Origin of the sequence: Pinisolibacter sp. (assembly GCF_036782435.1) — a bacterium.
GTDB lineage: Bacteria > Pseudomonadota > Alphaproteobacteria > Rhizobiales > Ancalomicrobiaceae > CALBKH01.
In genome coordinates, this window is the sequence record NZ_DAIPZB010000091.1 from 1 (window position 1) to 6,854 (window position 6,854).

Genomic DNA, 6,854 nt, shown 5'->3' on the forward strand with positions numbered 1-6,854 from the left:
CTCCCTCATACCATCGGCCATTGAAAATGACCGATGGTATTCCTGACGCGAATTTTTCATGCCTCCGACGCAAATGAGAAATTCGCGTGGCTTCGAAGGCCGGATGCGTCGGCACCTCCGCCTTCGGTATCACTTCTTGAGGAGGTCGCGGATCTCCTCGAGCAGCACCTCCTGGCGCGGCGGCTCGGCCGGAGCGGCCGGGGCGGCGGCCTCCTGGCGCTTCAGGCGGTTCATCCCCTTGACCACCAGGAAGAGGACGAAGGCGATGATGAGGAAGTTCAGGGTCACGGTCAGGAACTGGCCGTAGCCGAGCGTCGCGCCGACTTCCTTGGCCTTGGCGTAGGTCGCCGGGGCCGAGGCGTCGCCGAGGAGCGACTTGAGCAGCACGAACTTGTTGGAGAAGTCGAGGCCGCCGGTGATGGCGCCGATGATCGGCATGATCACGTCGCCGACCATGCTGTCGACGATCTTGCCGAACGCGCCGCCGATGATCACACCGATGGCGAGATCGACGACATTGCCCTTGAGCGCGAATTCCTTGAATTCTTTCAGCATCGTCCTGGTCCCCCGTTTCCGACCCGCTCGAGAGTCGTCATGACGTCACGCCATCCGCATCGCAATCGCTTCGATCTCTGGGAACGGATCGATTTTCCGAATTTCTGTCACGAAGTCGCGCGCTCGACAACGAAAAGCAGCGGGGCGACCACGGAGGGGACGGTCGACCGCCGGCACGGTGGACAGCGGCGCGCACATGTGGTCGATTGACCGGAATTCGTTCGTGCCGGCACGGGTTTGCCTGAAGAGAAGGCCGCCGAACCATGCTCCAAGGCTGGGTCGTCCTCGCAGTCGCCGTCGTCTACATCGGTCTCCTGTTCGGCATCGCCCACTGGGGTGATCGAAACTCGAATCGTTCCTCCCCGATCTCCGGCCGGCCGGTGATCTACGCGCTGTCGCTCGGGGTCTATTGCACGTCGTGGACGTTCTTCGGCTCCGTCGGCCTCGCCGCCAACAAGGGGCTCGACTTCCTGACCATCTACGTCGGGCCGATCGTGCTCTACACGCTCGGATTTCCGATCCTCAAACGGGTGGTCAAGCTCGCCAAGGCGGAGCGCATCACCTCGATCGCCGACTTCATCGCGGCGCGCTACGGCAAGAACCAGACCCTGGCGGCGGTCGTCACCGTCATCGCCTTCATCGGCATCGTGCCCTACATCGCCTTGCAGTTGAAAGCGGTCAGCCAGTCGGTGGAGACGCTGCTCGCCCGCATCGATTTCGGGCTGATGCCGGGCGTGCCGGCGCCGTTCCATCCCGACGTGCCGCTGACGGTGGCGCTGTCGATGGCGGTCTTCGCCGTTCTCTTCGGCACCCGCCACATCGACGCCACCGAACACCAGTCCGGCCTGATGCTGGCGGTGGCGACGGAATCGGTGGTGAAGCTGGTGGCGCTCACCGCGGTCGGCGTCTACGCGCTCTTCGTGCTCTTCGAAGGCCCGCACGACCTCTACACCGCGGCGACCTCCAATCCACTCGGCGTCGACATGTTCACGCGCGGCCTGTCGGGCGGCAACTGGATCGTGATGTCGCTCTTGTCGTTCTTCGCCATCCTGCTCCTGCCGCGGATGTTCCACGTCGGGGTGGTGGAGAACCACACGAGTTCGGAGCTGACCGCGGCGCGTTGGATGTTCCCGGCCTATCTCGTCGCCATCAACCTCTTCGTCGTGCCGATCGCCATGGCGGGTCTGGTGCGCTACGGCACCGCGATCGACGCCGACACCTACGTGCTGCGTCTGCCGCTCGACGCGGGAGCGCAGGCGATGACCCTGGTCGCCTTCATCGGCGGCCTGTCGGCGGCGACCGCCATGGTCATCGTCGCGGCGCTCGCCCTGGCGGTCATGGTCTGCAACGAGTTGGTGGTGCCGGTCCTGGTCAGGCGCAGCCTGCAGTTCGAAGACGACGGCCCCGACATGGTGCGGGTGCTGCTGACCCTGCGCCGGGTGGCGATCTTCGTCATCATGCTGCTCGCCTACGCCTATCACCGGGCGGTGGCCGACGTCTCGGCGCTGTCGGAGATCGGCCTCCTCGCCTTCGCGGCGATCGCCCAGTTCGCACCCGCCTTCTTCGGCGGCCTGATCTGGCGGCGCGGCACGGCGCGCGGCGCCATCGCCGGGCTCCTCGCCGGCTTCGCGCTGTGGATCTACACGCTGGCGATGCCGACCTTCATCGAGGCCGGATACGGCTCCTCGAACCTGCTGCTGCAGGGTCCCTTCGGGATCTGGCTGCTCAGGCCACAGGCGCTGTTCTCGCTCGCCTTCGATCCGCTCGCCCACGGCGTGTTCTGGAGCCTGCTGGTCAACACCGCGGTCTTCGTCACGGTGTCGCTGACGCGCGCGCCCGAGCCGATCGAGCGGTTGCAGGCCAACGTCTTCGTGCCGTCGGACTTCACGCCGACCCCGGCGCTCCGGCGCTGGCGCACCGCGGTCACCGTCGACGACCTGATCTCCACCGTCGCGCGCTACCTCGGCGAGGAGCGCACCACCCGCGCCTTCGCCGACTATGGCCGGACGCATTCGGTGGCGATGATCGGTGACCGGCAGGCGGATCTGCACACGCTGCGCTTCGCCGAACAGTTGCTAGCCTCGGCGATCGGCGCGGCGTCGTCACGCCTCGTCCTGTCGCTGCTGGTCAAACGGCGCGACCCGTCGACCAAGGCGGCGGTGAAGCTGCTCGACGACGCCTCCGCCGCCATCCAGTACAACCGCGACCTCCTCCAGATCGCGCTCGATCAGGTCGGCCAGGGCATCTCGGTGTTCGACCGCGAGCTCGGGCTCATCTGCTGGAACCGCCAGTTCCGCCAGATCCTCGACCTGTCGCCGGAGTTCGCCCAGGTCGGCGTGTCGTTGCAGACGATCATCCGCGACCGGGCCGAGCGCGGCGAATTCGGCCCCGGCAATCCGGAGCGGATCATCAAGGACCGCATCGATCGACTTGTCCGGCGGATGGAGACCTATCACGAGCGGCTCGCCTCGACCGACGCGGTGATCGAAGTCCGCACCGCGCCGATGCCGGACGGCGGCATCGTCACCACCTGGACCGACATCACCGAACGCGTCACCTCGGCCGAGGCGCTGGCGCGGGCCAACGAGACGCTGGAACGGCGGGTGCGCGAGCGCACCGAGGAGCTGACCCGGCTCAACGCCGAACTGTCGCGCGCCAAGGCGGAGGCCGACGACGCCAACATCGGCAAGACCAAGTTCCTCGCCGCCGCCGGCCACGACATCCTGCAACCGCTCAACGCGGCGCGGCTCTACGCCACATCCCTGGTGGAAAAGACCGTCCAGACGCCGCTCGAGACCCATGCGATCAACATCGACCAATCGCTCGACGCGGTCGAGGAGATCCTCGGGGCGCTGCTCGACATCTCCCGCCTCGACACCGGGGCGCTCAAACCGGAATTCTCGGTCTTCCGCATCGACGACATCCTGAAGCAGTTGAAAGTCGAATTCGGCCCGATCGCCGAGGCGCGCGAGCTCGAGTTCACCGTCCTGGCGTCGAGCCTGTGGGTGCGCTCCGACCGCCGCCTGTTGCGCCGTCTCGTGCAGAACCTCGTCTCCAACGCCATCAAGTACACGCCCGAGGGGCGGGTGCTGGTCGGGGTGAGGCGGCGGCGCGGGCGGCTGACGGTCGAGGTGCTCGATACCGGTCTCGGCATTCCGCTCGCCAAGCAGCGGGTGATCTTCCAGGAGTTCCAGCGGCTCGACCAGGGCGCCAAGATCGCCCGCGGCCTCGGCCTCGGCCTGTCGATCGTCGAACGCATCGGCCGGGTGCTCGGCCATCCGATCGATCTCCAGTCGCAGCCGGGCAAGGGCTCGCGCTTCTTCGTCGACGTGCCGACGGCGGCGGCGATGCCGAACGTGCTGCCGGACGTCGGCGCGCCGCGGCTGTCGTCGACCCGCTTCGACGGCATGACGGCGCTGTGCCTCGACAACGAGGAGAAGATCCTCGACGGCATGGAGGCGCTGCTGGTCGGCTGGGGCATCCACGTGGTCAAGGCGCGCGACCAGAAGGAGGCCTCGGCGGCCTTGTCGGAACTGGTCAAGGAGCGCGGCCGCGGCCCCGACATCCTGCTCGTCGACTATCACCTCGACGACGGCACCGGCATCGACGCGGTGGTGCAGCTGCGCTGGCGCTTCGGCGCCGACCTGCCGGCGGCGCTGATCACCGCCGACCGCACCCCCGCCGTGCGCGAGGAGGCGGGCGAGAAGTCGATCTCGGTGCTCAACAAGCCGGTGAAGCCGGCGGCGCTGAGGGCCGTGCTGGCGCAATGGCGGGCGGCGAAGGCGGCGGCGGCGGAGTGAGGGAGGAGCGCGCGCGGGTGCGACGAGCGTGTGCGAATTGCACCGGCCGAGCCGGCCTGGACTCCTCGTGCCCCCCCGCCTGCGGACCGCCTGACCCGAATCCGATCGGACCGGAAGCCGTCATCCCCGGCCGGAGCCGCCGAAGGCGGTGGAGGGGAAGGGGATCCATTCGCCTTTCGACGCGTCGAGAGGCACATGGATCCCCTTCCCTCGCTTCGCTCGCCGGGGATGACGGCCGAGTTCGCGGTGGCGGAATCGATCCGTTCGGCGCTCGGCCGACATCGGCACGGGTCCCGAAACGCGAAAACGGCGGAGCCTTCGCCCCGCCGTTCGCGAATTCACCGAAATCGTCGCGGCCTCACACCCCGACCGACTGCCACTGCCCGGCTTCGATCTTGGAGGCGGCGATGACCGCCTGGGTGCGGCTCTCGACGCCGAGCTTCTGCAGGATCGCCGAGACGTGGGCCTTAACCGTCGCTTCGGAGACGCCGAGCTCGTAGGCGATCTGCTTGTTGAGCAGGCCCTCCGACAGCATCATCAGGACGCGCACCTGCTGCGGCGTCAGCGTCGACAGGCGCTGCACCAGCTTCGCCGTCTCGTCGGCGGGAACGGCGGAGAGGTCGACGTCGGGCGGGGTCCACACCTCGCCGTCCATCACCGCGGAGAGCGCCTCGCGGATCGAGTCGGTGCCGAGCGACTTCGGCACGAAACCGGCGGCGCCGAATTCCATGCAGCGGCGGATGGTGGCCGGGTCCTCGTTGGCCGAGACCACCACCACCGGCACCGCCGGGTACTGGGCGCGCAGGTACATCAGGCCGGAATAGCCGCGAACCCCCGGCATGTTCAGATCGAGCAGGACGAGGTCGACCTCCTCGCCCTCTTCGAGAATGGCGGTGACGGCTTCGAGTGATCCGGCTTCCGAGATCGCCACACCGTCGAACATGCCTTCGAGCGTCTGCCGAAGCGCTCCACGGAACAGCGGATGATCGTCCGCGATCACGAACCGATATGCCGGATTGGTCGCCAACCGTAGTCCTCCCCCTGGGTCGCCGCGGCAACGAACGTCACGCGAACTCTTCCTCCGGAGACGATCCCGGGGACCTCGGTTCGGCGACGGCGAACGAGCGTGGGCCGAGCGCCCCCGCTCGTCCCCGGGCGACCACACGTCGCACGTCGGAGGAATTATCGATGTCCCAGAGGCTTCACGCAAGGGTCATACGCGCTCGGCGATCGGAACGATCTCGCCCGAAGACGCGAATTCGGGCCGCGAGGCGGGAGGATCTTCCACGATCTACGGATTCCCGCCGTGTTCGTTCCGGGATGCGGCTCTGCGCAGCGACGGCTTTTCTCCGGCGCGCCAGCCGCTAAGGTCGCGTTTCCGCTCGCGACACCGCCCGATGGCCGACAAATCGGCGTTTCGATCGAGGTGGACGAGCAGCATTCGTCTCGATCGCGCCACCAGGAGGCCGTCCGCGTCATGCGCCATCAGCTCTTTCCCGAGATCGAACCCCACCGTTCCGGCCGTCTGAAGGTCTCCGATCTGCACGAGATCCACTGGGAGGAGTGCGGCAATCCGAAGGGCAAGCCGGTCGTCTGCCTGCACGGCGGTCCGGGCGGCGGGGCGACGCCGACGATGCGGCGCCTGCACGATCCCGACGCCTATCGCATCGTGCTCTTCGATCAGCGCGGCTGCGGCCGCTCGACGCCACACGCCGAACTCGCCGAGAACACCACCTGGGACCTCGTCGCCGACATCGAGCGGCTCCGCGATCATCTCGGGATCGAGCGCTGGCAGGTCTACGGCGGCTCGTGGGGCTCGACGCTGGCGCTCGCCTATGCCGAGACCCATCCGCAGCGGGTGAGCGAACTGGTGCTGCGCGGCATCTTCATGCTGAGGCGCAAGGAACTCGAGTGGTTCTATCAGGAGGGCGCGAGCCTGATCTTCCCCGACCTCTTCGACGCCTATCGCGATTTCATCCCGGAGGCCGAACGCGGCGACCTGATCGCCGCCTATCACCGGCGGCTGACCGGCGACGATCCGATCGAGCGGCTGGAGGCGGCCAAGCGCTGGAGCGTGTGGGAGGGCTCGACCCTGTCGCTGCTGCCCGATCCGGCGCGGGTCGCGGCCTTCGGCGACGCCCACTACGCCCTCGCCTTCGCCCGCATCGAATGCCACTACTTCGTCCATTCCGGCTGGTTCGAGCCGGAGGACCAGTTGCTGAGGAACGCCTACCGTCTGCGCGACATCCCGGCGGTGATCGTCCACGGGCGCTACGACATGTGCACGCCGATGATGAACGCCTGGGACCTCAAGAAGGTGTGGCCGGAGGCGGATCTGAGAATCGTCGACGACGGCGGTCATGCGGTGACCGAGCCGGGCCTCGTCCACGAGATGATCGCGGCGACGGAGCGTTTCAAGCATCGTCCGGCGTGAGAGCGGCGGTCTCATACCGAGTTCACGAAATTCGGACTCGTCCGAATTTCGTGAGTTGCGGCCTG

At 67.5% G+C, this 6,854-nt stretch carries 5 protein-coding genes; 3 read left to right on the plus strand and 2 right to left on the minus strand.

The window, feature by feature from the left end; genetic code table 11:
• Positions 1-129: 129 nt before the first annotated feature.
• Positions 130-555, minus strand: a complete 426-nt coding sequence (gene mscL / locus V7Q42_RS21015) for a large conductance mechanosensitive channel protein MscL (RefSeq protein ID WP_333826226.1) — start codon at positions 553-555, stop codon at positions 130-132.
• A gap of 39 nt (positions 556-594) precedes the next feature.
• Between mscL and V7Q42_RS21020 the strand changes: the two genes are divergently transcribed.
• Positions 595-765: a hypothetical protein gene (locus V7Q42_RS21020; RefSeq protein ID WP_333826227.1), complete on the plus strand. Its 171-nt coding sequence runs from the start codon at positions 595-597 to the stop codon at positions 763-765.
• Positions 766-818: 53 nt separating this feature from the next.
• Positions 819-4,355 (plus strand): PAS domain-containing hybrid sensor histidine kinase/response regulator, encoded by a 3,537-nt coding sequence (locus V7Q42_RS21025; protein ID WP_333826228.1) that lies wholly within the window; start codon positions 819-821, stop codon positions 4,353-4,355.
• Between the two features lie 358 nt (positions 4,356-4,713).
• Here V7Q42_RS21025 and V7Q42_RS21030 read toward each other — a convergent pair whose 3' ends face one another.
• Complete coding sequence (locus V7Q42_RS21030) at positions 4,714-5,382, minus strand: response regulator transcription factor (protein ID WP_333826229.1); 669 nt, start codon at positions 5,380-5,382, stop codon at positions 4,714-4,716.
• Positions 5,383-5,832: 450 nt separating this feature from the next.
• Here V7Q42_RS21030 and pip point away from each other — a divergent pair, with 450 nt between their 5' ends.
• Positions 5,833-6,789 (plus strand): prolyl aminopeptidase, encoded by a 957-nt coding sequence (pip, locus tag V7Q42_RS21035; RefSeq protein WP_333826230.1) that lies wholly within the window; start codon positions 5,833-5,835, stop codon positions 6,787-6,789.
• The last annotated feature ends 65 nt before the right edge of the window (positions 6,790-6,854 follow it).